At 65.3% G+C, this 26,043-nt stretch carries 29 protein-coding genes and 1 tRNA gene; 10 read left to right on the top strand and 20 right to left on the bottom strand.

The features are described from left to right. Nucleotides 1-10 precede the first annotated feature (10 nt). Entirely contained in the window at nt 11-1,183 is a 1,173-nt protein-coding gene (locus tag HT579_21915; GenBank protein ID QKS31349.1) for a trypsin-like peptidase domain-containing protein, read from the top strand. Nucleotides 1,184-1,192: 9 nt separating this feature from the next. Next, nucleotides 1,193-2,002: a class II glutamine amidotransferase gene (locus HT579_21910; protein QKS31348.1), complete on the top strand. Its 810-nt coding sequence runs from the start codon at nt 1,193-1,195 to the stop codon at nt 2,000-2,002. 39 nt (nt 2,003-2,041) lie between these two features. Here the strand turns inward: HT579_21910 and tatC are convergent, their stop codons facing one another. From tatC to hisB, 10 genes are all read right to left on the bottom strand, one after another. Next, nucleotides 2,042-2,908, bottom strand: a complete 867-nt coding sequence (gene tatC / locus HT579_21905; GenBank protein QKS31347.1) for a twin-arginine translocase subunit TatC — start codon at nt 2,906-2,908, stop codon at nt 2,042-2,044. A 7-nt stretch (nt 2,909-2,915) separates the two neighbouring features. Beyond that, complete coding sequence (gene tatB / locus HT579_21900; GenBank protein QKS31346.1) at nt 2,916-3,332, bottom strand: twin-arginine translocase subunit TatB; 417 nt, start codon at nt 3,330-3,332, stop codon at nt 2,916-2,918. 107 nt (nt 3,333-3,439) lie between these two features. Then, entirely contained in the window at nt 3,440-3,685 is a 246-nt protein-coding gene (gene tatA, locus HT579_21895; protein QKS31345.1) for a Sec-independent protein translocase subunit TatA, read from the bottom strand. 85 nt (nt 3,686-3,770) lie between these two features. Next, nucleotides 3,771-4,121, bottom strand: coding sequence for a histidine triad nucleotide-binding protein (locus tag HT579_21890; GenBank protein ID QKS31344.1), 351 nt, complete (start codon nt 4,119-4,121; stop codon nt 3,771-3,773). Nucleotides 4,122-4,124: 3 nt separating this feature from the next. Further along, nucleotides 4,125-4,445 carry a phosphoribosyl-ATP diphosphatase gene (locus HT579_21885; protein ID QKS31343.1) on the bottom strand — a complete coding sequence of 107 codons (321 nt, stop codon included), beginning with the start codon at nt 4,443-4,445 and terminating at the stop codon, nt 4,125-4,127. Next, on the bottom strand, nt 4,442-4,846 hold the full coding sequence (hisI, locus tag HT579_21880) for a phosphoribosyl-AMP cyclohydrolase (GenBank protein ID QKS31342.1): 405 nt from the start codon (nt 4,844-4,846) through the stop codon (nt 4,442-4,444). Before hisI ends, HT579_21885 begins: the two co-directional genes overlap by 4 nt. Beyond that, nucleotides 4,843-5,604: an imidazole glycerol phosphate synthase subunit HisF gene (hisF, locus tag HT579_21875; protein QKS31341.1), complete on the bottom strand. Its 762-nt coding sequence runs from the start codon at nt 5,602-5,604 to the stop codon at nt 4,843-4,845. Before hisF ends, hisI begins: the two co-directional genes overlap by 4 nt. A 43-nt stretch (nt 5,605-5,647) precedes the next feature. Next, nucleotides 5,648-6,391, bottom strand: coding sequence for a 1-(5-phosphoribosyl)-5-[(5-phosphoribosylamino)methylideneamino]imidazole-4-carboxamide isomerase (hisA, locus tag HT579_21870; protein QKS31340.1), 744 nt, complete (start codon nt 6,389-6,391; stop codon nt 5,648-5,650). 48 nt (nt 6,392-6,439) lie between these two features. After that, on the bottom strand, nt 6,440-7,099 hold the full coding sequence (gene hisH, locus HT579_21865; protein QKS31339.1) for an imidazole glycerol phosphate synthase subunit HisH: 660 nt from the start codon (nt 7,097-7,099) through the stop codon (nt 6,440-6,442). After that, a complete protein-coding gene (hisB, locus tag HT579_21860; GenBank protein ID QKS31338.1) occupies nt 7,099-7,686 on the bottom strand; it encodes an imidazoleglycerol-phosphate dehydratase HisB in 588 nt (195 codons plus the stop codon). The genes hisH and hisB overlap by 1 nt, the downstream gene beginning before the upstream one ends. A gap of 152 nt (nt 7,687-7,838) precedes the next feature. On the opposite strand from hisB, the gene HT579_21855 reads away from it, so the two are divergent. The 6 genes from HT579_21855 to tcdA all read left to right on the top strand — a co-directional run bounded on the left by HT579_21855 (nt 7,839) and on the right by tcdA (nt 15,978). Then, nucleotides 7,839-8,921, top strand: a complete 1,083-nt coding sequence (locus tag HT579_21855; GenBank protein ID QKS31337.1) for a histidinol-phosphate transaminase — start codon at nt 7,839-7,841, stop codon at nt 8,919-8,921. Between the two features lie 586 nt (nt 8,922-9,507). After that, nucleotides 9,508-9,720: a 30S ribosomal protein S21 gene (locus HT579_21850; GenBank protein ID QKS31336.1), complete on the top strand. Its 213-nt coding sequence runs from the start codon at nt 9,508-9,510 to the stop codon at nt 9,718-9,720. A gap of 459 nt (nt 9,721-10,179) precedes the next feature. Continuing rightward, a complete protein-coding gene (locus HT579_21845) occupies nt 10,180-11,919 on the top strand; it encodes a DNA primase (GenBank protein ID QKS31335.1) in 1,740 nt (579 codons plus the stop codon). 51 nt (nt 11,920-11,970) lie between these two features. Further along, the gene (rpoD, locus tag HT579_21840; protein ID QKS31334.1) at nt 11,971-13,914 is read left to right on the top strand and encodes an RNA polymerase sigma factor RpoD; all 1,944 of its coding nucleotides are present in this window, start codon (nt 11,971-11,973) and stop codon (nt 13,912-13,914) included. Nucleotides 13,915-14,074: 160 nt separating this feature from the next. Beyond that, nucleotides 14,075-15,184, top strand: coding sequence for an Hpt domain-containing protein (locus HT579_21835; protein QKS31333.1), 1,110 nt, complete (start codon nt 14,075-14,077; stop codon nt 15,182-15,184). Next, a complete protein-coding gene (gene tcdA / locus HT579_21830) occupies nt 15,181-15,978 on the top strand; it encodes a tRNA cyclic N6-threonylcarbamoyladenosine(37) synthase TcdA (GenBank protein QKS31332.1) in 798 nt (265 codons plus the stop codon). The genes HT579_21835 and tcdA overlap by 4 nt, the downstream gene beginning before the upstream one ends. 31 nt (nt 15,979-16,009) lie before the next feature. Here tcdA and HT579_21825 read toward each other — a convergent pair whose 3' ends face one another. Continuing rightward, nucleotides 16,010-17,794 (bottom strand): diguanylate cyclase, encoded by a 1,785-nt coding sequence (locus HT579_21825; GenBank protein ID QKS31757.1) that lies wholly within the window; start codon nt 17,792-17,794, stop codon nt 16,010-16,012. Between the two features lie 272 nt (nt 17,795-18,066). Here HT579_21825 and HT579_21820 point away from each other — a divergent pair, with 272 nt between their 5' ends. Together HT579_21820 and HT579_21815 are read left to right on the top strand one after the other, a co-directional pair. Next, on the top strand, nt 18,067-18,552 hold the full coding sequence (locus HT579_21820; GenBank protein QKS31331.1) for a hemerythrin family protein: 486 nt from the start codon (nt 18,067-18,069) through the stop codon (nt 18,550-18,552). A 297-nt stretch (nt 18,553-18,849) separates the two neighbouring features. Next, nucleotides 18,850-18,923: transfer RNA gene (locus HT579_21815), tRNA-Thr, on the top strand. Between the two features lie 271 nt (nt 18,924-19,194). Here the strand turns inward: HT579_21815 and HT579_21810 are convergent. The 9 genes from HT579_21810 to HT579_21770 all read right to left on the bottom strand — a co-directional run bounded on the left by HT579_21810 (nt 19,195) and on the right by HT579_21770 (nt 25,973). After that, entirely contained in the window at nt 19,195-20,442 is a 1,248-nt protein-coding gene (locus HT579_21810) for a phage major capsid protein (protein ID QKS31330.1), read from the bottom strand. Next, nucleotides 20,439-20,669: a hypothetical protein gene (locus HT579_21805; protein QKS31329.1), complete on the bottom strand. Its 231-nt coding sequence runs from the start codon at nt 20,667-20,669 to the stop codon at nt 20,439-20,441. Before HT579_21805 ends, HT579_21810 begins: the two co-directional genes overlap by 4 nt. 68 nt (nt 20,670-20,737) lie before the next feature. Further along, nucleotides 20,738-21,130: a hypothetical protein gene (locus HT579_21800; GenBank protein ID QKS31328.1), complete on the bottom strand. Its 393-nt coding sequence runs from the start codon at nt 21,128-21,130 to the stop codon at nt 20,738-20,740. 71 nt (nt 21,131-21,201) lie between these two features. Then, nucleotides 21,202-21,870, bottom strand: a complete 669-nt coding sequence (locus HT579_21795; protein QKS31327.1) for a hypothetical protein — start codon at nt 21,868-21,870, stop codon at nt 21,202-21,204. Continuing rightward, complete coding sequence (locus HT579_21790; GenBank protein QKS31326.1) at nt 21,867-22,574, bottom strand: hypothetical protein; 708 nt, start codon at nt 22,572-22,574, stop codon at nt 21,867-21,869. Before HT579_21790 ends, HT579_21795 begins: the two co-directional genes overlap by 4 nt. Before the next feature lie 9 nt (nt 22,575-22,583). Further along, entirely contained in the window at nt 22,584-23,174 is a 591-nt protein-coding gene (locus HT579_21785) for a hypothetical protein (GenBank protein QKS31325.1), read from the bottom strand. 304 nt (nt 23,175-23,478) lie between these two features. Further along, on the bottom strand, nt 23,479-25,059 hold the full coding sequence (locus HT579_21780; GenBank protein ID QKS31324.1) for an AAA family ATPase: 1,581 nt from the start codon (nt 25,057-25,059) through the stop codon (nt 23,479-23,481). Further along, on the bottom strand, nt 25,059-25,292 hold the full coding sequence (locus HT579_21775; protein QKS31323.1) for a hypothetical protein: 234 nt from the start codon (nt 25,290-25,292) through the stop codon (nt 25,059-25,061). Before HT579_21775 ends, HT579_21780 begins: the two co-directional genes overlap by 1 nt. Nucleotides 25,293-25,448: 156 nt before the next feature. Then, nucleotides 25,449-25,973: a JAB domain-containing protein gene (locus HT579_21770; GenBank protein QKS31322.1), complete on the bottom strand. Its 525-nt coding sequence runs from the start codon at nt 25,971-25,973 to the stop codon at nt 25,449-25,451. Between the last annotated feature and the right edge of the window lie 70 nt (nt 25,974-26,043).

Genomic DNA, 26,043 nt, shown 5'->3' with positions numbered 1-26,043 from the left:
TTTTTCGCCCATGCGCAGGCTCTGGCTGATTTTTGCACAAACGGTGACGGTTGGTCTTGCCGTTCTCTTCGTCGTCAGTACGCTGAAGCCGGAGTGGATCGGCCGGGGATCGCCGGTCGCGGCCAGCGTCGTCGCTCTGCGCGAATCGGCGGCACCTGCCGTGCCAGCACGGCCCGCCTCGTTTCGCGAGGCAGCCGACAAGGCGTTGCCGTCGGTGGTTCACATCTTCACTTCGCAGAAGGTCAGGGCCCGCCGCAATCCACTGCTCGATGACCCGGTCTTCCGGCATTTCTTCGGCGAGGGCGCCGACGGCGAAAGCCCGAAGACCGCCGGCCTCGGTTCGGGAGTCATCGTCAGTTCGAGCGGCTATGTTCTCACGAATTTCCATGTCGTGGAGGGCGCCGATCAGATCGAGATCGCTCTCAGCGACGGGCGCAGCCTTGACGCCCGCCTGGTTGGCAGCGATCCGGAGTCCGACCTGGCGGTCCTGCAGATCAGCGCGCGAAATGGCCACGAGCTGGCCCTGCCGGCAATCACCCTAGGCAGAATGGACGACATTGCCGTCGGTGACGTCACGCTTGCGATCGGCAATCCTTTTGGTGTCGGCCAGACGGTGACGATGGGAATCATCTCGGCGCTCGGGCGATCGCATCTCGGCATCAATACCTTCGAGAACTTCATTCAGACCGATGCCGCGATCAACCCCGGCAATTCGGGCGGCGCGCTGGTCGACAGCCAGGGCAACCTGATCGGCATCAACACCGCCATCTACTCGCGCTCCGGCGGCTCGCTCGGCATCGGTTTCGCGATTCCGATCTCGCTCGCGCGCAATGTCATGGAACAGATCATTGCCACCGGCAGCGTGACGCGCGGCTGGATCGGTGTCGAGGCGCAGGAGATCACCGTCGACCTCGCCGAGTCGTTCGGCTTGCCGGACACCAGTGGCGCGCTGATTGCCGGCGTGCTGCGCGGCAGCCCGGCCGACGCGGGCGGCATCAAGCCCGGCGACATCCTGCTCGCGGTCGATGGCCGTCTGGTGAAGGACCCACAGGGAATGCTCGACCTCATCGCCAGTCAGAAGCCAGGCGAGACGGTGGTCTTCAGATTGCGCCGCCAGAGCAGCTTCGTCGACACCAGCATCCGCATCGGCAAACGCACGCCGCAGCGCCCTGCACGCGAGTAGGAGCAAGCGATGTGCCAGCTGCTGGCCATGAACTGCAACGTGCCGACGGACATCTGCTTCTCGTTTGCCGGCTTCCAGGCCCGTGGTGGTGCCACCGACGTGCACGCCGACGGCTGGGGAATCGCCTTCTTCGAGGGTCGCGGCACGCGCGTGTTTCTCGACCCGCAGCCTTCCAGTGTCTCTCCGGTCGCCGAACTCGTGCGCAGCTATCCAATCCACTCGAAGAACGTCATCGCGCACATTCGCAAGGCAACACAGGGAATCGTCGCGCTCGAGAATACCCATCCGTTCATGCGTGAACTCTGGGGGCGGTACTGGATCTTCGCCCACAACGGCAACCTGCCCGACTTTGCTCCCGTTCTGGACGGCAGCTTCACCCCCGTCGGCCAGACCGACAGTGAGCGCGCCTTTTGCTGGTTGCTGCAGCAGCTGCGGCTGCGCTTCGGCAGACGGGCGCCCTCCCTGCCTGACCTGTTTGACGAACTGCACCACCTCACGCTCGATCTCGGCGCTCGCGGTGCCTGCAATTACCTCCTGTCGAATGGCGACTGCCTTTTCGCACACTGTTCGACGCAACTCAGCTTCATCGTTCGCCAGGCACCGTTTGCCGTCGCCCACCTGCGCGACCAGGACTTGAGCATCGACTTCAGCGCCGTCACGACTCCCGACGATCGGGTCGCGGTGATCGCCACGGTACCGCTCACCGACAACGAAACCTGGACGACGATGCCGAACGGGAGCCTGTGGCTGTTCGCCGAAGGCGCGCCGGTCGGCCATCGCCAGACGATCGCCGGGCCCGCGCGGGAACCGCCGGTCTGAGGAGCGGGGCGCCCAGAACCTGCTGGCAGCCGTCCTGGATCAGCCCTCCGGCTTGCGGTCCGGCGGCTCCTCGCGGTCGATGCTGCCGGCAACCGTATCCATTTCGCCATTGGATGCTGGCTGCCACACCACGCTCTCGTTGCTTGCCGCCGTGGCTGCTGGGTTGTCCGCCCGCGGCGCCGGCGCGGCAGGCCGGCGGTGGACAAAACGCGCGAGCAGCAGGCCGAGTTCGAAGAGAAGGCACAGCGGGATGGCCATCATCAACTGCGAGATGACGTCCGGCGGCGTGAAGATCGCCCCGACAACGAAAGCACCGACGATGACGTATGGACGCCATTCGCGCAGCTTGTCGACCTCGACGATGCCAGCCTGCACCAGAACGAGCACGGCTACCGGTACCTCGAAAGTCACTCCGAAGGCAATGAAGGTCGTGAGGACGAAAGAGAGGTACTTCTCGATATCGGTCATCCAGGCCACACCCTCGGGCTGCACCGAGGCCATGAAGCCGAACACCGCCGGAAACACGAGAAAGTAGGCGAAGGCCATGCCGACGAAGAAGAGGACGACGCTGGCACCGACCAGCGGCAACGCCAGGCGCTTCTCGTGCGCATAAAGGCCGGGCGCGACGAAGGCCCAGATCTGATAGAGGACGTACGGCAACGCGATCAGGAACGCGACCATCAAGGCCACCTTCATCGGCACGAGAAAGACGCCGATGACGTCGGTGGCAATCATCTGGCCTCCTTGCGGCAGCTTGGCCAGCAAGGGATGCGCAAGCAGGGCGTAGATGTCCTGCGCCCAAGGCGCGAGACAGAGGAAGACGATGCCGATCGCCAGCAGGGCCCGAATCAGGCGGTCACGCAGTTCGACGAGGTGCGAGAGGAATGAATCTTCAGGCAGGTTCATCGACGGATCAGGCGCTCGTCCCTGGCCCGCTGCGACTGGCCGACGTTCCGGGGAGATCGCCCGGGAGTGGTGGAGCGACCGGCGAGTGCGCCACCGAAGGCGCCGGGGCACTCGCCGGCGGTGCCTTGATCTCCCTGTTGACGGCTTCTGCCGTCGCGGTGAGCGCCTGTTTCGCTGCCTGCATCTCGCTGCTGAGGCCGTCCTCGACGCTCCGCGCCGACTCCTGAATCTCGCTCTGCAGGCGGCGCAGTTCCTCGAGCTGCATTTCGCGGCTGATGTCCGACTTGACGGCGCTGACGTAGCGCTGCAGCCGGCCGAGCAGGTGCCCGGCGGTGCGCGCGACCCGCGGCAACCGCTCGGGACCGATCACCACCAGCGCGACGACGGCGATCAGCATCAACTCGGAAAAGCCGATATCAAACATGTGCGTTCATCCGTCTGGGCGCTGGCGACACGAAGGGGCGGGGGCAGGGGCAAGGCGGGCGGGCGACCGGCGCCCCATCGCTGCCGCCCGCCGCAGTCCGCTCCGCTCTAGCTGCGGGTCTTCTCCCTTATCTCGCCCTCGATCGTCTGCCCGGTGGCAACCTGTGGCGGCGGCGCAGCCGGGGCGGCCGGCTCGGCGGGCTTGTCCTCGCCTGCCGCGTCCTTGATCCCGTCCTTGAATCCCTTCACTGCGCCACCGAGGTCGGCGCCAAGATTGCGCAGCTTCTTGGTGCCGAAGATCAGGAGAACGATGATCAGGACGACCAACCAGTGCCAGATGCTGAAAGAACCCATGTCAGGCCTCCAATGGGGTGAAGATTGATCCACGGCGAGCAGCGCCACCCTGTGCCTGCGAGCCGTCGGCCGGTCGAACGCGTCGTCAGATGCGTTTGAGCATCGGCCCTACTGGCTCTGGACCGCCGACGATGTGGGCATGCAGATGTTGCACTTCCTGATGCCCGATGCGGCCCGTATTGATGATCACGCGAAAGCCGTCCGGGCTGCCCTGCTCGGTCGCCAGCCGGTCGGCAACCGCGAGCATGCGTCCGAGAACCCGGGTGTCGGCGTCGCTGACCGTTGCCAGCGAAGTGATGTGGCGCTTCGGGATCACCAGCAGGTGCACCGGCCTTGCCGGGTTGATGTCGTGGAAGGCGAGGATCTCGTCGTCCTCGAAGACCTTGCGTGCCGGAATCCGCCCAGCGACGATGCGGCAGAAAAGACAGTCCTCCATCGCTCAGCCTTTCCGCGACTTCTTCTCGTCGATTCCCGAGATGCCTTCGCGGCGCCGCATTTCCTGCAGCACGTCCTCGATTGACAGGCCGTGGAAGGCGAGCAGCACCATGATGTGGTACAGGACGTCGGCCGATTCCCACACTACGTGCAGTCGGTTGCCCTCCTTGCCAGCCATGATCAGCTCGGCACATTCCTCGCCGATCTTCTTCAGGATCGAGTCCGGACCCTTGGACATCAACTGTGCGGTATACGAGGTTTCCGGGTCTGCCCGGCGACGTTCGAGCAGCGTTTCCGAGATCCGGTGCAGCATATCCATGTTCATTTGCCGTATATGTCCCCGGGGGCCTTGAGCACGGGGTCGACCGCGACCCAGGCATTCCCCTGAAGTTGATGGAAAAAGCAGCTCTCGCGGCCGGTATGGCAGGCAATGCCACCCCGCTGCTCGATCGACAGAAGCAGGACGTCACCATCACAGTCAGCGCGAATCGCTCGCACCCGCTGCACGTGGCCGGACTCTTCGCCCTTGCGCCACAGGCGCTGACGCGAACGCGACCAGTATACCGCGCTCCCGCTGTCAACCGTTGCCTGCAGCGACTCCCGGTTCATGAAGGCGAACATCAGCACACGGCCACTGACGGCATCCTGCGCGATCGCCGGAATCATCCCCTGCGCATCCCATTTCAGTGCGTCGAGCCACTGGTCGTCCGGGTTCAGGTCGCTCACAGCCGCACCTCGATGCCGTGCGCGCGCAGGTAGTCCTTTGCTTGCCGCACCGTGTACTCGCCGAAGTGGAAAATGCTCGCGGCCAGCACGGCGTCGGCGTGCCCTTGCGAGACCCCCGCGGCCAGATGCTCGAGACTGCCGACACCGCCGCTGGCGATCACGGGAATGTCGACGGCGTCAGCGACCGCGCGCGTCAGCGGCAGATCGAAGCCGTTGCGCGTGCCGTCACGGTCCATGCTGGTGAGCAGGATCTCGCCGGCACCAAGTTCCTGCACCCGCCGCGCCCATTGCACGGCGTCGATGCCGGTGTTGCGGCGGCCTCCATGCGTGAAGACCTGCCAGACTCCTGGCGCGGACTGTTTGGCATCGATCGCGACGACGATGCACTGGTTGCCCACCTTGGCCGACGCTTCGGCAATCAGATCCGGATTCTCGACCGCCGCCGTGTTGATGCTGACCTTGTCCGCACCGGCATTCAGCAGGCGACGGACATCGGCCACCGAACGTACGCCACCGCCGACCGTCAGTGGAATGAAGACCTGTGCCGCACAGTCCTCGACGACATGCAGGATGATGTCGCGCTGATCGGAGGAAGCCGTGATGTCGAGGAAGGTCACCTCGTCGGCGCCCTGCTCGTCGTAGCGGCGGGCGATCTCCACCGGGTCGCCGGCGTCGCGCAGATCAACGAAGTTGGTGCCCTTGACGACGCGGCCGGCCGTGACGTCAAGGCAGGGAATGATGCGTTTGGCCAGTCCCAAGGTCAGCTACCGGCCGCAGCAGACCGGGCGACGGCAGCGCTGCTCATGTCTTCGTACCGTGATCGGCGGTCGCCTGTGCCGAGGCAAAATCGAGCGAACCATCGTAGATCGCGCGGCCGGCGATCGTCGCGCTGATCCCTTCCTCCTCGACGGCGCAGAGTCGCCGGATGTCGTCGAGGCTCGACAGGCCGCCGCTGGCGATCACGGGAATCAGCAGGGCCTGCGCCAGTTTCACCGTCGCTTCGATGTTGATCCCCGACAGCATCCCGTCGCGCCCGATGTCGGTGTAGATGATCGCCTCGACGCCGTAGTCCTCATACTTGCGCGCGAGGTCGATGACATCGTGCCCGGTCATCTTGGACCAGCCGTCGACAGCCACCTTGCCGTCCCGGGCGTCCAGGCCGACGATGATGTGGCCGGGAAAGGCGCCGCAGGCATCGTGCAGGAATCCCGGGTTCTTGACTGCGGCGGTACCGATGATGACGTAGCTGACGCCGTCGTCAAGGCAGCGCTCGATGGTGTCGAGGTCACGGATACCGCCGCCAAGTTGCACCGGGATGTCGTCGCCGACTTCCTGGACGATCTCCTTGATTGCCCGTTCATTCTTCGGCTTGCCGGCGAAAGCGCCATCGAGATCGACGACGTGCAGACGACGGGCGCCCTGCGACAGCCAGTGGCGCGCCTGCGTGCGGGGCGAGTTGGGGAAAATGGTCACTTGGTCCATCAGACCCTGTTTGAGCCGGACGCATTGTCCATCCTTGAGGTCGATCGCGGGAATGATCAGCATGGCGAAAACAAGAAAGGGAGTTTATACAAATGAGACACGGACGCTCGATCAGGGTTTCCAGGCAAAAAAGTTCGCCAGCATGACGAGCCCGGCCGGCGAACTCTTTTCCGGATGGCATTGTAGAGCGAAGATGTTATCCCGTGCGACCACGCTGGTAAAGTGGATGCCATAATCGGTCGTGGCGGCGACACAGCATGCATCTTCGGGTTCGACGAAATAGCTGTGCACGAAATAGAAACGGGCGCCGTCGGCGATTCCCCGCCACAGGGGGTGGCCGCCTCTCTGCCAGACCTCGTTCCATCCCATGTGCGGCACCTTGAGCCGCATTCCGGCAGGGTCGACCATTGCGGCCGCCGGAAAGCGCCTGACACGTCCCGGCAGGACACCGAGCCCCGGGACCTCGCCCTCCTCGCTGTGCTCGAAGAGCATCTGCTGGCCGATGCAGATGCCGAGAAAGGGCTTGTTGCGGGCGGCATCAAGAATTGCCGCCCGCAGGCCACGCTCGTCAATCTCGCGCATGCAGTCCGGCATCGCACCCTGGCCGGGAAAGACGACGCGTTCGGCGGCCAGCACCACTTCCGGATCGGCCGAAACGAGCACCTTACGGCCATTGGCGACGTGTACCAGAGCCTGCCACACCGATCGCAGATTGCCCATGCCGTAATCGACGACGACGGTGGTACCGGACTGTCGGGCGCCGTTCGCCATCACAGCGTGCCTTTGGTCGACGGAACGCTGCCAGCGGCTCGCGGATCTTCTTCCACCGCCATCCGCAGCGCACGACCAAAAGCCTTGAACACCGTTTCCGCCTGATGGTGCGCGTTGTCGCCGCGCAGGTTGTCGATGTGCAGGGTCAGCGCGGCATGATTCGCCAGCCCCTGGAAGAACTCATGGATCAGGTCGACGTCGAAGCCACCGATCATCGCCCGCGCAAACGCGACATGGAAGCAGAGGCCTGGTCTACCCGAGAGATCGACGACGGCTCGTGACAGGGCTTCGTCGAGCGGTACGTAGGCATGGCCGTAGCGACGCAGGCCGCGCTTGTCTCCCAGCGCGCGTGCCAGAGCCTGGCCCAGTGTGATGCCAATGTCCTCAACGGTGTGGTGCGCATCGATGTGCAGGTCGCCACTCGCAACGATGTCGAGGTCGATCAGGCCGTGCCGCGAGATCTGCTCGAGCATGTGGTCGAGGAAGGGCACGCCGGTGGCGAAATTCCCATGCCCGCTGCCATCGAGATCGAGCCGGACATCGACCCGGGTTTCGAGCGTGTGCCTGGAGACTTCTGCTTGCCGCATCGGGATACCATTGCCTGAGGCATGTCGGGTGTGAACAGGGGCGCCCGGCGTCAAGCTCAGGGGCACCAGCGATCATCGGCAACCGCCCGCTGATCGACAGGGGGCATGATACCATTTCACGCTTCCCGTGAACCTACACCGAGCAGCCTTTCATGAGCCGCTACTGGAGCCCCGTCGTTCATCGCCTGACGCCATACGTTCCGGGCGAGCAACCGAAGCTGCCGCAACTCGTCAAGCTGAACACCAACGAAAATCCCTATCCACCGTCACCGCGCGTTGTTGCAGCGATCGCCGGGGAGCTGGCTGCAGACGGTGGCCTGCTCCGGCTCTATCCGGACCCGAACGCCGACCAGCTGCGCGCGGCAATCGCCACCCGCTACGGCGAGTTTGGAATCGGTACGGAGCAGGTCTTCGTCGGCAACGGCTCCGACGAAGTGCTGGCTCTGGCCTTCATGGCCCTGCTCAAGCACGAGCTGCCGATCCTCTTCCCCGACATCACCTACAGTTTCTACCCGGTGTATTGCGCGCTGTACGAAATCGCCTGCGTGACGGTGCCGCTCAGCGAGGACTTTCAGATCCGCGTCGACGACTACGACGTGGCGAACGGTGGCATCATCTTCCCGAACCCGAATGCACCGACTGGCTGCCTGCTGCCCTTGGCGGCGATCGAGCAACTGCTGCTCAGGCAGCAGCAATCGGTGGTCGTCGTCGATGAAGCCTACGTGGACTTCGGTGGCGCCTCGGCGATTGCCCTGGTCAATCGCCACGCCAACCTGCTGGTGGTGCACACCCTGTCCAAGTCGCGTTCGCTCGCCGGGCTGCGAGTCGGCTACGCCATCGGCCAGCGCGATCTGATCGAGGCACTCGAGCGCGTCAAGAACAGCTTCAACTCCTATCCGCTCGATCGCCTGGCGATTGTCGGTGCTGTCGCTGCCATGGCCGACGAGGAGCACTTCGAGAGCACCCGGCAGGCGGTCATCCGCAGTCGCGAAAAGTTGCGCAGCGCCCTGTTGGCGCTTGGCTTCAGTGTCCTGCCGTCAGCCGCCAACTTCATCTTCGTGCGTCACCCGCAGCACGACGCCGGGGAACTCGCGGCGCGGCTGCGGCAACGTGGCATCATCGTTCGCCACTTCCTGCTGCCGCGGATCGAACAGTACCTGCGCATCACGATCGGTAGCGACACGCAGTGCGCCTCGCTGATTCAGGCGTTGCAGGAACTGCTCGCGAAGCGGTGAGCATGAGGCGGAACGGCGGGGACGACGGGGTAGGCAGACCGTGACGCCGGTGACGCCAGCGGCCGTGCGCAACAACCGTGGCTGCAGCTGGCCGGGCTGCCGCTCCGCCAGGCGCGTGCCCGGGCTTCCCGGCGCGGGGGAAGGTGCGGTTGGCGACCGCCGTACTCGCCGGGGCCGAATGTGGGACGCTGCGCTTGCCAGATGTGAGGCTTGCTATGGTGGCGGTTGACGCCGGCAGATTCGCAGTTGGCGAATGAACCTGGCCATGTTTCCGGCGGATGCGGGGGTTCGTTCAGCGGCAACCGGCACAATGATCCAGCGTCGGCTGCTTACCGCGTGCGGGGGCCGGGATCCGGAGCATCGCTCACGAGAGCGCCGACCTGTTCCATGACGTGCGCGCTTGCTTCTCGTTGGCCCAAGCGCCAGCTCATCGTCCTCCGGACCCGCCCCGGGCACCGCTGCCGGACCCGCCGAAACGCCTTGGCCGGCTGCGGGGCCGAGTCTCTGCTTGGAAGTTGGAGACGAGTATGCTTATAATGGTCGACTAGTTTGAGGTCTAGGATTTTTTTGAACTTGGGAAGAGTCGATGCCAGCCATTCGCGTCAAGGAAAATGAGCCGTTCGAAGTTGCGATCCGTCGTTTCAAGCGTACCGTTGAGAAAACCGGTCTCCTGACCGAACTGAGGGCTCGCGAGTTCTACGAAAAGCCCACGGCGGAGCGCAAGCGGAAGCTTGCGGCGGCGGTCAAACGTCACCACAAGCGGATGCGCAGCCAGACCCTGCCGCCCAAGCTTTACTGACCCGAGTTTTCCTGCACCGAACGCCGCCCTTCTTGCGACGGGCGGCTGTTTTCGTTGCTGGCGCGATCGATGCGCGGGCCCGTTTCGACGTGCTGCCCACGCTCGCCACCAGGCCTGAAGGATTCGCTGGAGGCGCGGCAGTATGGATGTCCTTGGGATTGCCGGCGCGCGTTGCCTGTCGGTGGGCCATGCCGCGCGGTGAGTTGCCCCGGAAATGCGCGCACGCTTGCTTGACAGCCAACCGCGGTCGGCTTCGTCTCGTCGTGCTGGCACCCTGCGCGCGCGATCAGGGGGGCGCAATGCCTATGCGGCCGCTGGACATGCGGGCTGGGCGGTCGTGCACGGGGGGCCGCGGCTCGCAGACGCGTCGCCGGCAACGCGCCGCATTGCCGGCGATGGCCGGAACGGGCGGGCACTTCTCCGGGTTTGCGGTGGCTGACGAAGCATGGGGAAGGCCAGTTGATTCCTGAGTCGTTCATTCAGGAACTGCTCTATCGGGTCGACCTCGTTGACCTGATCGACGAGCATGTGCCGCTCAAGAAGGCAGGTGCCAACTACGTCGCATGCTGCCCCTTCCACAACGAGAAGTCCCCCTCGTTTACAGTCAGCCCGAGCAAGCAGTTCTACCATTGCTTCGGTTGCGGCGCTCACGGCAACGCCATCGGCTTCCTGATCGAGTACGCCGGCCTCGGCTTTGTCGATGCGGTGCGCGAGCTTGCCGGTCGCGCTGCCATGGAAGTTCCCGAAGGGCGTGCAGCGGCCAGCGGGGGCGGCCCGCATTTGCAGGTGCTGAGCGAGCTCATGACGCGTGCCGCGAAGTTCTACTACGAGCAGCTCAAGGGCTCCGAGCGTGCAATCAGGTATCTCAAGGAGCGCGGTGTCAGCGGTGAGATCGCGCGTCGATTCGGCATTGGCTATGCGGCGGAAGGGGGCCAGAATCTCGCCAGGGTCTTCCAGGACCATGCCAACCCCGAGTTGCAGATGGCCGGCCTCGTGATCAAGGATGAGCGCGGGCGTCTGTACGACCGCTTCCGCGATCGCGTGATGTTTCCGATCTGCAACCAGAAGGGCGAGGTGATTGCGTTCGGCGGTCGGGTACTGGGTCAGGGAGAGCCCAAATACCTGAATTCGCCAGAAACGCCGCTGTTCGAAAAGGGCCGTGAGGTCTTTGGGCTGCCGCAGGCGCGCGTTGCGATCCGCCAGGCGGGGACGGTGATCGTCGTCGAAGGCTACCTCGACGTCGTGGCGCTTGCGCAGCACGGCGTCGAGAACTCGGTCGCGACCCTCGGTACGGCAACCACGGTGACGCAAGTGCAGAAGCTGCTGCGCCAGGCCGATCGTATCGTTTTCTGCTTCGACGGCGATGCCGCCGGGCGAAAGGCCGCCTGGCGCGCACTCGAGGGCAGCCTGGAGGTGCTTGCCGAACCGAAGAGCATCGCCTTTGTCTTCCTGCCGGAAGGAGAGGATCCAGACAGCCTGGTCCGACAGCGAGGCGCCGACGCGTTTCGTGCCCTGACGACCCAGGCCACCCCGCTGTCGGAGTTCTTCCTGCGTGAACTCGCTGGGCGCTGCGATCTTGCCAGCGCGGAAGGTCGGGTCCAGTTGATCGCCGAGGCGAAGCCGCTCCTCGCTCGCCTGCAATCCAGCATGCTGCGCTTGCAACTGGTCAAGCGCCTGGCGGAACTGAGCGGGTTTTCGCAGGCGGAGGTTGAGCATCTGTGTGACCTGCGGCCGGCGGTGCAGGCGGCTCCCGGACGCGTACGGCGGCAGGCGCCATCGCTGCTGCGGCCACTGCTGCGCCTGCTGCTGCAGAAGCCCAAACTGGCGTCAGGGCTGCCGGTCGAGCTCCTGCCGGACAGCTCGGCCGAGGCCAATGCCGTGCGCATGCTGTGCGAAAGCATCAGGTCGACTCCGGGTGGCGATCTGCCGTACTCGGCATTGCTCGAGCGGCTGCAGGGCAGCGAATGCGAGGAAGTTCTTCGCGCCGCTGCCGCTGAACTAATGCACCAGCCCTTTGCCGAAGACGAGGTTGACGCCGAGTTCGCCGGAGCCGTCAGCAAACTCCGCGAAGGTGATCACCGGCGCACGTTCCAGCTGCTGCAGGAGAAGGTGCACAGGCTCGGGGTTGGCGGGTTGTCGGCCGAGGAAAAGCAACGATACCTGGAAGCCATCGGCGTCCGCGGCAACGCTGACGGCTAGTGTGTGATAAACTGTAGAGTTTTTCCAGTCTACGCTATTCGGGAATTGGTCATGGTTAGGGAAAAGGCGGTAACGACGAAGGCGGCTAAGGCCAAGGCGACGGCAGATCTCCTGGCGCAGGCGGGAACGCAGCCGGCGCCGGTGGACGACGAGACCAGGAGGACGCGTCTCAAGACGCTGATCAAGCTCGGCAAGGAGCGCGGCTTTCTGACCTACGCGGAGATCAACGACCATCTTCCGGATGACGTGGTTGATGCCGAGCAGATCGAGAGCATCATCAGCACGTTCAACGACATGGGCATCCAGGTCTATGACGAGGCGCCCGATGCCGAGACGCTGCTGATGTCCGATGCCACCCCTGCGGCAGCTGCCGACGACGCCGATGTCGAGGAGCAGGCCGAACAGGCGCTGTCAACCGTCGACTCCGAGTTTGGCCGGACGACGGACCCGGTGCGCATGTACATGCGCGAAATGGGATCGGTCGAGCTGCTGACGCGCGAGGGCGAGATCGAGATTGCCAAGCGCATCGAGGATGGCCTCAAGCACATGATCCAGGCCATTTCCGCCTGCCCCACGACGATCGCGGAGATCATCGGTTGTGCCGACAGGATCGCGCGTGACGAAATGCGCATCGATGAGCTGATCGACGGCCTGATCGACCCAGAGGCGGATGGCTCGCTGGAGGAACTGGCGGAGGCGGTCGCCGTAGACGAGGAGGATGACGAGGACAGCGCAGAGGCGATCGAGGGCGCAGCCGCCGCCGCCTCGCTGCTCAAGCTCAAGACCGATGGCCTGGAACGGCTGGAGTTGATCCGCGGGCACTACCTCAAGGCGCAGCTGATCCTTCCCCGGCGTGGATCGCAGGACAGGGCTTACCTCAGGTTGCAGCAGCAGATCTCGGAAGAGATGATGGGGATCCGCTTCACCTCGAAGACCATCGAGCGGCTGTGCGATTCGGTGCGCGCCATGGTGGAGGAAGCGCGCGCCTGCGAGCGCAAGATCCAGCGCATCTGCGTCGACACCGTGCGCATGCCGCGCCTTCACTTCATCAAGGTCTTCCCCGGCAACGAACTGAACATCGACTGGGTCGACGCCGAGATCGCGGCCGCCAACAAGACCTACGCCGCGGTCCTCGCGCGCAATGCTCCCAACATCAAGGAGGAGCAGCGGAAACTGCTCGCACTGCAGGAGCGCATCGGAATTCCTCTGCGGGAGCTGAAGGACATCAACAAGCAGATGTCCACCGGCGAGGCCAAGGCGCGGCGTGCCAAGCGCGAAATGACCGAGGCCAACCTGCGGCTGGTGATCTCGATTGCCAAGAAGTACACCAATCGCGGACTGCAGTTCCTCGACCTCATCCAGGAAGGCAACATCGGCCTGATGAAGGCGGTGGACAAGTTCGAGTACCGGCGTGGGTACAAGTTCTCGACCTATGCCACTTGGTGGATTCGGCAGGCGATCACGCGCTCGATCGCTGACCAGGCGCGGACCATCCGCATCCCGGTGCACATGATCGAGACGATCAACAAGATGAACCGCATTTCGCGGCAGATCCTGCAGGAAACGGGACTTGAGGCCGATCCGGCCACCCTGGCGAAGAAGATGGAGATGCCGGAGGAGAAGATCCGCAAGATCCTGAAGATCAGCAAGGAACCCATCTCGATGGAGACGCCGATCGGCGACGACGACGACTCGCATCTGGGCGATTTCATCGAAGACCAGGCAACCCTTGCTCCGACGGAGGCCGCCCTGTATTCCAGCCTTCGCTTCATCACCAAGGATGTGCTCGATACCTTGACGCCGCGTGAAGCCAAGGTGCTGCGCATGCGCTTCGGTATCGAAATGAACACCGACCACACGCTCGAGGAAGTGGGCAAGCAGTTCGACGTGACTCGCGAGCGCATTCGTCAGATCGAGGCCAAGGCACTCAGGAAGCTGCGTCACCCGTCCCGTTCCGACAAGCTGCGCAGCTTTCTCGACAATGGCAACAGCTAGCGTCGCTGGCGAGCGAGCGATGTCCACCTTGAGGCGAGAACCCCTGCGGATGATCCGCTAGCCGACACCACGGTCTGAATCTCCGGGAGCACGGCAGGCCAGTCGGCGCCGGAGGCTTTCGGTTACACTCTGCGCCAACACGTGGCGAGGGGCTTCTTGCATGGACCGACAGCAAACAGCAGACTGGGGCCGGATCGATCCTGGTGGCCTGCAGGATTTCATCGACGCGCTGCGCGATTGCGTGCACGCAATTGAACGTGACGTCGCCCGCCTGCGGGTTGCCAGTGCCGACCGCGAAGCGCTCGGCAGCCTGTTCCGCTCGCTGCACAATGTCAAGGGGGACGCTGCGATCTGCGGGATCCACCTGGCGGTTGCCATGGTCCACCCGATCGAGACCCTGCTGGCGCGGGTGCGCCGCAACGAGGTCGCGTTTACCAGCCAGCTGGCGGAACTGCTGTTGCTGCTGGTCGATCGACTGGAACTCGCGATGAGCCGCCTCGCCGCAGGGCGGGGGGTTGCCGATCTGCAGGTAGAGCGGATGGTGGAGGGGATCGAGGATCTGGCGCTGCTCGCGCCGAGCGAACTCGACGAGGGGATGGCGGCGGTCATCGAAATGCTCACCGGCTGTCGTCCGCTCGCCAGCAGCAGCCTCACCGTCGCCGGTGAGCCGATCGTTCCGGGCCCGGACGCGCCGCAGCGGGCGCGCGACGATCTGGCCTTCTTTCGGTCGCTGGCCTGCCAGCTCGACGACCGCTCGCCGCGCTTCGCTGGGAGGACCGAGCGCCTCGCGCGACTGGCCCTGGAAACAAATCAGGAGGTGGGTGAAGCCATCGACCCCAGCCAACTCGAAGCGGCCGTCTACATGCACGACATCGGGATGATGTTCCTCGCCGAAGATGTGTGGCTCAAGTCCGACAGGATGACGGCGCAAGACAGAAAGGCGCTGCATCTCCATCCAGGCTACGCGGCTGGTCTCCTGTCCAGGATGGCGGGCTGGTCGGAGGCCGCCGAAATGGTTGTCCAGCACCACGAGATGCCGGATGGCAAGGGCTATCCGCGGGGGCTGCCAGCCGCCGGCATCTGTCCCGGCGCGAGGTTGCTCGGCATCGTCGACGCCTTCGAATCGGTGATGCTGAAGCACGCTGAGCGTGGCAGGAAGCGCGCGCTGTTGCTGGCAATCGCCGAAATCAACGCCTGCGACCGGCAGTTTGCGGCCGAGTGGATCGCCCCATTCAATCAGGTGGTGCGCCGTCTCCTCGAGGTCCGGTGAGCCAGCAGAGCTGCGACCCGGCCCGCCGCTTCGGCGGTGTTGCCCGAGTTTACGGCGAGGACGCGCTGCTGTCCTTCCGCGACGCCCATGTCGCCGTCGTCGGTATTGGCGGTGTCGGATCCTGGGCAGTCGAAGCGCTTGCCCGCTCTGGTGTTGGCCGGATCACCCTGATCGATCTCGACATGATCGCCGAATCGAACGTCAACCGGCAGGTGCATGCCCTCGACGGTGAATTCGGCAAGGCCAAGGTGAGCGCGATGGCCGAACGCATCCGCGCCATCAATCCGCAATGCACGGTGCATGAGATCGAGGACTTCGTCACCCCGGAGAACCTTGAAGCGACGCTTGGTGGCGGCGTCGAGCACGTCATCGACGCCACCGATCAGGTGCGCACCAAGGCGGCGATGATCGCTTGGACGAAGCGCCGCGGGTTGCCGTTGGTCACCGCTGGTGGCGCCGGCGGCCAGATCGACGCCAGTCGCATCCAGGTGGTCGACCTCGCCTGCACGATCCAGGATCCGCTGCTCGCCCGCGTGCGGTCGCTGCTGCGCCGCGACTACGGATTTCCGCGCGAAGCGAAGAAGAAGTTCGGAGTTCCCGCGGTGTTTTCCAGCGAGCCCCTGCGCCAGCCGACGCGGGCCGGTGCCTGCGCCCCGCCGCAGACACTGAGCGGCCTCGGTTGTGCGGGCTTCGGCTCGGCCGTCTGTGTCACCGCTTCGTTCGGCTTCCTCGCCGCCGGCGAGGTTCTCAGGCAACTGGCAAACAGGCCGGTCGTCGCGGCGAGCCAAGGCTGACGCCAGCGCGCGTCTGCTTCCTCGCCAGCCTTCAGCCGACCAGGACGCGATTCTTCCCCGCCTGCTTGGCCGCGTACATCGCCTCGTCTGCCCGCTTGGTTGCCGATGCCTGGGTGTCGCCGGGCCGGACCTCGGTGACGCCCGCGCTGAAGGTGATCAACTGGCGATTGTTGTTGTGCAGGAAGATGCGCCGGGTCAACTCGCGTTGCAGGCGGACGATGGCCGTCTGCGCATCTTCGACCGGCGTCTCGGGCAGCACGATGATGAACTCTTCCCCACCGAAGCGGGCCACCGTGTCCTGCGGCCGCATCGTTTCGCGAATCACGGTCGCCAGGTGGATCAGCGCCGCATCGCCGGCATCGTGGCCGAGTGAATCGTTGAGCCTCTTGAAGTTGTCGATGTCCAGCAGCGCGACGCAAAGCGTCGACTGACGCCGTCGCGCCCGCCCCACTTCCTTCTCGAAGGCCTCCTCGAGCCCGCGCCGGTTCAGCGCACCGGTAAGCTGGTCATGGCGCACCAGAGTGCTTGCCCGCTCCAGTTCCTGCTGCAGCTCGGCGATCCGCCGCTCGGTTTCGCCAACCCGCTCGCGGGCGGCGCGCAGGTCATCGCGCGAGCGTTGCGCGTTGAGCTGGATGATCTTCGTTTCGCGGATCACTTCCGCGAGCACCTCCTCGAGCTGTGTGATGTCGTCGGCCTGGTTGATCTTCGCCGCGCATGCCTCGATCTTGTCGTGGTAGTCCGATGTCGAATCGGCGAACTCGGCCAGGTGGTCGACAAAGCCCGCCAGCATCTGCTTCAGGTTCTCCCGCGCCTCAGTGAGGCTGTGCTTGAGCTGGCTTTGCTTGAAGATCACTTCCTTCAGCCGGCTCTCTGCATCCTCGATCGAACGGACGTTCAGCGGACCGGCGACGATGTCGCGGACGATGTCGATCTGTCCGCGCAGCCAGTGGTCCTCGACGACGAGTTCGCCGACGTTCTCGATCAGCAGCTGCAGCAGCTTCAGCAGACCGGCACGCAGTTCCGCCCGATCCTCGGCCAGCAGCTCGAGACGAAACGCGAAGCGCTTGATCCCGGCGAGCAGGTCGTCGAGGGCGCTGCGCGAGGTGGCGGTGCGTACCTTGTGGACCAGGGCGCGGGCATCGGCGGCGAGATCCGGTTCGCTGGCGAGCTGTGAGCCAATGAGCGCTTCCAGGAGGTGGGCGAAGAGGTCGCGCAGCTGTGCCGACGGGTCGCTGCCGTCGTCCCTCGCTGTTGCCGCGCCTTCGCCCGCGGCCTGGAGCCCGATCGAGCCGGCTTCGACCGCTTCGGACGCCAGCAGCGGGATATCCCCGCCCGCCGGGCCGGCGGCAGACCACGACTTCACCAGGCCCTGCAGCCGTCCGAACAGCACTTCGCCGCCGCTCGAACCGCCCGCCAGAACGCGTTCCAGCGCTTCGCGCTTGCGGGCGACGGTGAGTCCGGCCTGCTTGTTCTCCCACTCGCGCAGAAAGTCGCCAAACAGTTCGTTCCAGGGCAGTTCCTGCTCCTTGCCGAGCTGTCGCACCAGGTCGGACAGGCCGACGCCAAGTTGCTGCCAGTTGCTCGCCGCGAACGCCTGCTCCAGCCGCCGCGCCAGCCGCTGCTGCGCCAGCGTCTCCTGCGGCAGTGACGCCAGCAGCGCCTTGAACTCGCGCTGGGGCAACGCTTCGGCCGGCTGTGATCCAGCAATCTCGTGGTACAGCGCGCGGTAGTTGTCGGGCGACGGCTGCAGCCGGCGAACCGCCAGCAAACGCAGCGCCTCGCGGGCAATCTCCGAAGGGTTGGACGGGTTGGCCATGATCTCGCACCGAAACGTGGTCACGGCATTCTAGCAGCGGCGGCGGGATACCGGGAAGCACCGGGATTTGCCTGCGACGGCCGGGGTGCGGCATTGGCAAGCAGCTTCCTGCCACAGCGAGCGGTTGTGGGCGGTCGGCATCGGCATGCCGATCGCCCGTTCGCTCGTCCAGGGCGATCGTCGCGGAACGAATGATTGATCGATGTCAAAACCTCTCGCTCTCGTCCGCGTACGCTTGTGCGTCCATGACAACCACGTCCTGAGGTCAGCGCATGAGTGCGAGAGATTTGATCCAGTGGTCCGACGAGTTCAGTGTCAACATCCAGGAAGTTGACGAGCAGCACAAGGTGCTCGTCAGCCTTCTCAACGACCTGCACCGGGCGATCCGCGAGCATCACGGCAAGGCGACCTCGCGGGAGATCCTTGGCCGTCTGGCCGAATACACCCGCACCCACTTCCTGCTCGAAGAAAGCCTGATGCGGCTGACGCATTACCCGGGTCTCGAGATCCACAAGCAGCAACACCAGGACCTGATGCATCAGGTCGAGGCGTTGCAGAACAAGCTGGACACGGAAAATGCCGCGATCAGTTTCGAGCTGCTTCACTTCCTGCGCAACTGGCTGATCCAGCACATCAACGACAGCGACAAGCGTTTCGGTGCGCACTTCGAGAAGGTGGGGCTGGCCGCGTACGCGCACTGGAGCAAAGACGTTGAACGAACGATGAAGAAAAAGAAATGGTGGTGGAAGTTCTGGTAGGCCCGGATACGAGCGTGAGGCCGCTCGCCGGCGGGCTGTCGTGCCGGGCCCGCCCGGCCTTGCGTGCCTGAGGCCAGTGGCGCGAGCGGGCGCAGACGGAGCCGACGCTCGCCCGGCCAAGCTTCGATGCTGCCGGTCAGTGCGGCTGCGGCACGATTGCCATGCCGTGTCGTCCCCTCCACAGCTCCTGGCGGTGGCGCAGGCAAATGGCCCAGGGTGGCCGAACGGTGCAGAAGGCATCGTCAGATGGTGTGACCGCGCTCTGCTCCGGTATAATCCGCCGCGCAGTCCTGTTGGGCCCCCGTAGCATGAAGGTCGTGCAGTTGATTTGTAATCATCAGGTCTTGGTTCGATTCCGAGTGGGGGCACCAATAAAATTAAGATGTTGGAGTAGCTTGTAGGCTGTGGATTTTGCTTTCTAGCCGTCATGTAGCCACCATGTAGCCAAGTCGGCACGGGGGAAGCAGAAGGTAAGGTTGGCGGCTTCCACCCGCTCGCGCGGGGTCGCCAGCCGCCGGCCGGCGCGGCCTTTCCGAGGCTTGGCGCCGACACTGCGTGCGCACCCATGGGTCGGAATGCTTCCTGCCGCCGGGCTATGGGGCGCTCTCTCGCCCGGCGGGGCGACCACGTGGAAGTCAGAGTTCAGGCGGTCAGCGCGTCGTCCATCTTGGCAAAGCACCCGGGCGACAGGCAGCCGGCGCCGACGTAGATCGACGCAACAATGCGCACCTTGCCGACATCGGCGAGGGTGATTCTGTCGACGACGAGGTCTATCGCGGCGGGGCCGTAGAACACGGCAGCCAGGGCGCTCCAGTCGGAGCCATAGAGCACGCTGCTGCAAACGCCGTTGGCCGAGCCTTTCGTCAGGTTCGACGGCACGTTGTTCGACACGGCGGCCGGATAGCCAAGCAGGCGCATGTCGGCCGGCAGGATGAAGTCCAGGCCGGATCCGCGCGCAGTCTTGCGCAGCCATTTTCTCGTCGCACCGTTGAGCAACCAGCCGGCGGCAGCCTCAGGGGCGTTGGCCGCAGTCGGCGCGGCCTCCAGGTCGACCAAGTGCGACCAGGCGAGTTGAGCGCCGTCCGTGCCGCCGACGACCGTACCGATGCCAGTCGTGTTGCGCAAACCCCGCGGCTCGGCACCGCTGCCCGATCCATTGAGCATGCCATCATCGAGCCGAGCCATCAGGGCGGCGGTCAGATGCCGAACGATCAGCCGGTCGAGGGCCGGCTGCGCAGCGAACAAGGCCTGTCGCGACATCACGAAGACGACACTCGATCTTTTCGGGGGGAACTCAACCTGGGTTGTCGTCTCGGCAACGTCCGTCGCCGCCTGCACCTCAGTCAGCCAGCTTGCCGTCGTGGTCGAACTGAAGTAAGGCAGGCTCAGGGTCGCGTCTTGATTCGGGAGGACGCTGGCGCCGAGGCTCAGGCAGCCACTCAGCGCGCGCAGCGGGTCGCGGGTCCAGCGGCCGTCGCGGTCGCGATCAGCGCCAACGGTGTTGCCAGCTTGGTTCGCCGTGCCGACGTTGAAATCACGGGTCGCCAGCGACAGCGGGACCCAGCTTCCATTCGGCGCCCGGCCGCTTCGCGTCGTGATCGAGTCCGAAACTGCCTGCTCGAGTCCGGCATCCCGCCAGGAGCGCACGTACTGCGCGCGGCAGGCACGCGTGATCGAGTAGCCGCTGAGGTCGCGCGCATCACCGCCGAAGGTCGCGTTCGCCAGGTCGATCAGCGGCTTTTCCCGCTGCCGATCGAGGATGCGGCGCAGGAGTTCGTCGCGGTGCCAGCCGCGGGCGATCGCCTCGACGCCAAGGTCATGCGCGTGCAGCGTTTCAGCGAGTGCGCGCAGCTCGGTGGCGCGGGCGTCGCGGTCGTTCAGGATCTTCATTGCCGGACCTCCAGCGGGATTGCAGGCGAGGTCGCCATCAGGGCGGCGCCAGGGCGGACGTCACGGCGCGCGGTGCCGGTCTTCGGCTGCTCGCTCAGGGCGTCGAGCAAGTCGCGCTCGCTCCGGCCGGCCGCGAACATCGTCAGGGCGATGCGCTTGCCGCGGATGCCGGCCATCTCGCCGCCGAGGGCCAACATCCGATCGAGGTTTGGGGCGGGGGGGTTCATGTGCGGTGGTTCTCCGAGGTTCGTGAATGGGAGTCCGCACTGTGCGCCCATCGCCGGACGTGCTGTTATCAGTCTGCAAATTCCGCAACGCCAGCCCGCATCGCCTCCCACAGCGAGCGCCAGGCGGTCGGGCAACGCGGGTCGGCGCGCTGTCGCAGCCGGGCGACGAGCACGTCCAGATCGCCGGCGGGTTGCTCCTGGCCGCGCAGCAGCGCACTCAGGCGCTTGGCGGTCGTCGTGCTTCGGGCACCGATGCAGTCTGCCGCCTGGCGAATCTCGCGGCGCAGCGCCAGCTTGCGAACCTCGCCGGCAGATCGCTGCTCGACCAGCCGGCAGACGCGCAGTTCGAGCAAACGGCGCGCCTCGCGCTCTGCCGCCAGCTCGATGGCGAACTGCTGCAGCCGGTCCTCCATCGCCGCCAGACGCGCGACAACGGCGCTTTCAGCAGGCTGAGGCATCATCTATGAAGCCGCGTTGCACAATGACGCGGGCAACGACAAGCACAAAGTTTGCCGCAACAGGCGCGGCAGGGCTACGTGGGTGCATCGGCCTTGCTGGCACAGGGTTTGCAGATGCCGCAGCGCGGTATGCCATGCGCTTCGCAGCCGGTATGCGCAGTGCATGTTGCCCTTATGTCTGAGGCATTCCCTGGCGTCATGTCGCAGCTCGCATTACCCGTGAGCAGGCGAGCAGGAAGGACCCGCAGAGGCACGCGGTCGCCGATGAAGTGCCGGCGCCGGGCAACCTCGGCGATCAGCAGCGCCTCGGCGCGGCCGTGATGCTTCGCCAGCTTCAGGTCTTGCCTGGCTTCCGGCCATGATCGAATGGCCAGCAGACGGGATGCGTCCTTGTCGCTGCCGGGCGGCAGGCCGATGATGCGGCGCCAGGACTGCGGCAGGATGTCATCATGCGGGATGCCGAGTGCCGCGAGGACGCCGAGCAATTCGCCGAACCCGCGGCCGGTGGTGAAGCTCGAGACCACGCCCTCGCCCGGCCTGGCGGACTGGCGCTCGAGCAGCGCGCGCGAAGGGTCGATGCCGCGCAGCAGGTGCGAGAGCGCTGCGAGGGAGAGCACGCGGCGGCTGCCCGCCACGTGGAGCACTGGCGTGTCGGCGAGGGCGACGATTGCGCCCTCGCGGTTCAGCGCGGCGATGGCGCCACTCAGGCCGGGGTCGATGCCGACTACCAACTCGCCGCTCATGCCGCATGATCCCAGAAGGTCAGGCGGTGCCAGCAGGCGCGCCCGGCGCGCACGTCGTCCGCGTTGTACTGGCGGATGCGCTCGAGGTCGCCAGCCTGCCACCAGCCCAGCACGTCGCCGCCGTCGCCGTGTGCTTTCGGCGAAGGAATGCCGAGGGTGCGGCAGAGCAGATCCAGGCTGATGCACTCCCGAGGGCTGCCGGTCCAAAGCGCCATGCTGTCGCCGAAGTCGCGGCCGGATCGGCCAGACACAGGCAGCGGGAACGGCGCCCGGATGCCATGGACCCAGCAGCGTCGCTGCAGAAACCCCAGGTCGAAGGGCGCGTTGTGCGCGACGAAGAACGGATCTCCTGCCGGCCAGGGGTTCCCGCCTGCGTCGACTGCGGACCACTGATCGACCAGCGCTTGCACGCCAGCCAGCGCGCGCTGCAGGAAGTGGTGCTCCGGTTCATTCGGCTCGCGCACCAGGGAAGCGGGCTCGCTGTCGTCGTCGGCGAACCCGACAGCGCACAGTTCGCCGAAAGCCGCATCGAGGGCTTGCCGGCGCCAGGCGCGGTCAACGGCCGCTTCGCCTTCGTCTGCCCACCAGGCGGCGATCGTCTCGGGTTTCTTGTAGTTCGCCGGCGGGCGGATGGTTGCACGGACTTGCTCGATGGCGCCGGGCGCCATGCTCGGCAGAGTCTCGATGTCGAGGTAAATGCGCATGGTATGTCCTCAGAACGGGATGTCGTCGTCAAGGTCGGCGAGAATGGCGCCCGGCGGCGCCTTGCGTGCCTGCCATTCGGGGCTGGCGGTGATCGTTGCCTGCAGCCCCTCGGAAAGCTGCTCGAGGATGCTCTCCGCGCGCTCGTCTTCGATCTCGAACACGATCGGATCGGCCACCAGGCCGGGCGCCACCATGCCGCGCGGCAGGGGCGACACGGCAACGACGTTGCGATACTCCTTGCCGTTTCGCTCGACGGCCACCAGGTTGAGCAAGCACGGTGCTCCAGCCAGCCGGCGGAGGTCGAACGCCTGCAGCTCGTCATCGGTGAACTGCCGGCCACGCCAAGCGACCAGGAATTGCCGCAGGGCGGCTTTCTCGTTCAACGACAAGCCGAAACGGCGGGAGATCACGAACGGGGTGCCGTCGCCGCGATGTTCGGCGAGCTCCCAGGTGATGAGCACCTTTCGCTGCGATCGACTCTCGCCTTCAAAGGTCGATTTCTGAGTTCCAAGGTCGATGATTCTCGAGCAGCGGGCGGCATGGGCGCCGGCGGGCGGAAGCTCGAAGGTCTGGGTCTGGTTTTCCGCTACGGTAAGCATGTGGGGTCCTCGGTTGAGTGTGGGGCGGTTCTCGGTCAGGGTCGGTGCTGGGGAAGGTAGATCGCTGGCCGAAGACGATGAATGCCGAAGGTCGAATCCTCGGCTCCTTTGGCCTTCGGGAAGCCTGGCCGGTATCCATCGGCAACAGGCTTGGTGCGCGATGGTGCGCGATGGTGCGCGATGGTTCGCCGGCGCACCAAAGGGACAGGGAACACAAGTCCGCGCGTTTTGGTGCGCGGAACTTGTTTTCCCTTAAGGGCCGCGGCGCAGCAAAACGTCATATTCGACCGCGCACCAAACGCATTCATTCGGCATTTTTGCCGTTTGGTGCGCGATTTGCCGTCCGCGCACCAAACAGGCCCAAGTAGTCGTGCCTGCCACCCCGGCCTTCTGGTCGAGGTGCTTGCATCGTCGCAATGCGCCCGGCCGCCCGGAGGTTCGCAACAGCATCCCGGACGTTGTCGCGGGTCAGGTTGCAAGACTTCGCCATCCCTTCAAGGGAGCGTTGAGTCGGATACCTGCCGGCGCGCAGTTCCTCGCCGATCAGTTGCTCAACTTGGTTGCAGACGGCCGCCAGCTCGGCGCCAGGGTCGCGGCCGGCAGGCTCGACGGCACGGAACAGGTAGCCGCGGCGCACCAGGAACAGGGGCGGCTGTGGTGGGCAGTAGCTCAGTTTCGGGCGGGCGAGAATCAGCCCGGTTTCGCCGTCGTCCAGTGTGCGGCCGGTTTCCCTGGCGAACTCGTCGGCCGTCAGCGATTGCAGGACGTGCACCATGCGGCAGCCGTCAGCAAACGCGGTGCCGCCGCGGCCGGCGTACTGGTCGATCAGCTTCTCTCTGGCGGATACCTGCCCGCTGTGGTGGATGAATTTGACGGCGCAGCCCAAGGCAGCACGGATCCGGCGGCCGGCCTCAACAAGCGCCTGCTCTGCGTCGTTCACCCGGCGCTCGCCGACACCGAACGAAATCGCCGGGTCGAAGACCACGAGCACGGGCGGATGCGGCCGGCAGGCGTCGATGATCTCGGCGACGCGATGGTTGACCGTGACGACATCCTCGAGGACACAGGTGATCTTCGCCGGTGCCGCCGAAAGGTCGGCGATGCGAACCCCATTCATGACCATTGCAACTTCGGCAGCGGTCAGCTCGAGGTCCTGGCAGATTTCGCGTAGCCGGGCAACGAGGATCTGTCTGGAGTCCTCCGCGGTGATGATCAGCACTGGCCCAGGTCGCCGCACTGGCAGCCCGAAAAGCGGCCGCCCGAGCACGATGTGCGCGGCCTCGAACACCTCGAGCGTCGTTTTTCCCATGCCGCCGGGCGCCACGCGCACGCCGACATCTGCCCAAAGCAGCCTGTCGACGATGCAGGGTGGCGCCAGCTCTGCGCGCTCCCACTCGTCGGCGCCGATCGGGGCGGGGTAAGTGAACTCTGCCGGAATGGGCGCCCCAGCAACGAACGCGGCCAGGGCCTCGCGCTTGCCAGCCAGCGGGTCAGCAGGGGTCGGTTCCCGATCCTGCGCGGCAAGGTCTTTGTAGGATTCGATCGGCGGCAGGCAGCCGGCCGGGGAGTCCAAGCACTCGATCGTCGCGATGTCGCGCCAGTTCTCCGGCGGTGGGTCAGGGTCGAGCGGCGGCGGGTCGGGGTCGTCGTCGGCCACGATGCCGCGGTATCGGGATGCGCGCAGTTTCTGCGGGTCAACGCCGCGGTTCAGCAAGATGCGAACGTCGTTGAGGGCGAAGCCGACACGAATCAGTTCGCGGTCACGGCTCGATAGGGCCTCGTCAATCGCCAGCAGCCGGTGATCGTCCGCCATCCCGGCCAGCACGGCGCCCAGCACGGGCGGCGCCGCTCCGACGAGGCGCACCAAGGCGGCGCGGGCGCCCACTACGAAACCTGGCTGTTGTCAGCGATCGCCTCGCCGCGCAGCAGGCGATGCACGTCGTCAGCCGGCCAGCGCAGGAATCTGTTTGGCAGCTTGACCGGCCGTAGCCCGGCATAGTGGCCGGCGATGCACATTTGCTTACGCAGGGTCTGAGCTGCAACTCCGAGAGCTTGGGCAGCCTCTTCGGTGGAAAGCGTCGCCGGAATGGCGGCGGGGATGACAGATCGATTCTTCATTGCGACGTCCTTGGTACGGGGTGCGTTGGGGAACGTCGCAATGCTGCGGTGTAGCGCGGGGAAAATTAAGGCAAAAAGTGTCCGCAGTTGGCAGTATGGTTATTCAGTCTGCCGGCGGGCAGGGGCCGGCAGACTGAGGTCAAACTTGTTTCGGGGTCACAACAGGCCGATCTCGGCGAAGGAAGTCATCGCGCCGCCGCCGCCGACGATAAAGTGATCCAGCAGGCGGATCTCGACCAGGCTCAGCGCGGCCTGCAGGTCGGCGGTCAGGCGCTCGTCGGCAGCACTCGGCATCAGCTCTCCCGACGGGTGGTTGTGGGCCAGAATGATGGCGGCGGCGTTGTGGCGCAGGCCGGTCTTGACCACCTCGCGCGGGTAAAGGGCAGCTTGCCAGATCGTGCCGGTCGAAAGCACGTCAAAGGCGATGACGCGGTTTTGCGAGTCCAGCCAAATGGCGACAGCCTCCTCCCGCTCGAGGCCGGCAAACTTGAGTGCAAGATAGGCACGAACAGACGCCGGGTCGAGCAGCGCCTCAGAGCGGTAGGTGGCGCTCTGCTCCAGGATCGCGAATGCCCGTTGGATGACGCGCCTTTGCCGATCGTCCAGCAAATGGATGCATGCCAGGGCGGGTTTCTCCGGGCGTGCTGGCGGGCGGGCGGTGGTACGATTGCGGGTAGCCATGATGTGAGCTCCTTTCACGTTGTGGTCAGGGCACGGCCGGCGCTAGCACGCTGGCCTTGCCCGCTTGCCT

The sequence above is a fragment of the Candidatus Accumulibacter similis genome, from assembly GCA_013347225.1.
Lineage (GTDB): Bacteria > Pseudomonadota > Gammaproteobacteria > Burkholderiales > Rhodocyclaceae > Accumulibacter > Accumulibacter similis.
Note: the sequence above shows the minus strand (reverse complement) of the source record. Positions and strands in the feature narration are given on the sequence as shown.